The 1,453-nt window shown below is 65.7% G+C and carries 2 protein-coding genes; both read left to right on the top strand.

Annotated elements, in window-relative coordinates; all coding sequences use genetic code 11:
* Positions 1-132 precede the first annotated feature (132 nt).
* Entirely contained in the window at positions 133-1,053 is a 921-nt protein-coding gene (locus B2W70_RS15750) for an alpha/beta fold hydrolase (RefSeq protein ID WP_414631082.1), read from the top strand.
* A 53-nt stretch (positions 1,054-1,106) separates the two neighbouring features.
* A partial coding sequence (locus B2W70_RS15745) for a glutathione S-transferase N-terminal domain-containing protein (protein WP_286747088.1) occupies positions 1,107-1,453 on the top strand: 347 nt, incomplete at its 3' end.

The following is a 1,453-nucleotide window of genomic DNA, read 5'->3' as shown; positions in this document are numbered from 1 at the left end:
GCCTGCCGACAGCCGGGGCATCCCTGCCCCCGGTTGTCGCCTGCGTTGCCCACGCTGTCGCGAAAACTGCCACGGATCGGCCGACAGGTCGTTAGCATGCGGGGTTGCCCAGCCGTTTCGGAAGCCCCACGCATGAGCCCCATCCCCACCGAGCATTTCTTCGTCCAGGGCCCTGATGGGCAGCTCGCCGTTCAGCGCTGGGGCGATCGCTCGCGTCCCGTTGTCGTGCTGGTGCACGGATATCCCGACAACCGCCACAAGTGGGACGAGGTCGCGTTGCACCTGTCCAAGCGCTACCAGGTCATCGCCTACGACGTGCGCGGTGCAGGCGCCTCGTTCCGCCCGACGCGCCAACAGGACTACAAGCTCGCTCGCCTGACGGCCGACTTCACCGCCGTCATCAACGCCGTCAGCCCCAGGCAGCCCGTGCACCTGGTGGCGCACGACTGGGGCTCGGTCCAGAGCTGGGAGTTCGTCTCCGAGCCCCTGCTGAAAGGCCGCATCGCGTCCTACACCTCGTGCTCCGGCCCCTGCCTGGACCACATGGGGCACTGGATGCGCGAACAACTGGGCAAACCCACGCCCACGCACCTGTTTCGCCTGACGCTGCAGCTGATCAAGTCCTGGTACGTGTACCTGTTTCACCTGCCGGCCGTGCCCGAACTCATGTGGCGCCACCTCACCGGCCCCAACTGGCCACGCCTGATGCGCTGGCTCGAAGGCGTTCAGATCCAGCCCCGGCCCACCCAGGCCGACGACGGCGCGAACGGCGTCAACCTCTACCGTGCCAACGTGTTCCCCTGCCTGATCCACCCGCGCGAGCGCATCGCGCACGCCCCGGTGCAGGTGATCGTGCCGCTGCGCGACCACTTCGTCAGCCCAGCTTTGAGCGAGAACCTGCACCGCTGGGCCCCAGGTTATGTGCGCCAGGAAATCGACGCCGGCCACTGGATCACGGTTCAAGAGCCGAAATTGTTCGCCGATGCGGTGCTGGCTTTCATCGACCAACTCCCTGACACATTGGCCAAACCCTTGCGCGCCGCCGGGGCTTGAGCAAGCGGCGCAGAATGCGTCGGTCATTTTCAGAACCCACCAGGACCCGCTCCATGAAGCTCTACCTGACCCCCGGCGTCTGTTCGCTCTCGCCGCACATCGTGCTCGAAGAAATCGGCGTCGCCCACGAGACCGAAGCCGTCAACCTCAAGACCAAGGTCACGGCCAGTGGCGCCAACTTCCTGACCATCAACCCCAAGGGCTACGTACCAGCTTTGCAGCTGCCAGGCGGCGAGCTGCTCACCGAAGGCCCGGCCATCGTGCAATACCTGGCCGACCTCAAACCCGAACTCAAGCTGGCCCCGCCCAACGGCAGCCTGGCGCGCTACCAGCTGCAAAGCTGGCTGACCTTCATCGGCACCGAGCTGCACAAGAACTTCTCGCCCTTCTTCAACCCGGC

It is taken from the genome of Aquabacterium sp. UBA2148 (assembly GCF_002328915.1).
Taxonomy (GTDB): Bacteria; Pseudomonadota; Gammaproteobacteria; order Burkholderiales; family Burkholderiaceae_C; genus Aquabacterium; species Aquabacterium parvum.
This window is presented reverse-complemented; position numbering and strand designations above follow the sequence as displayed.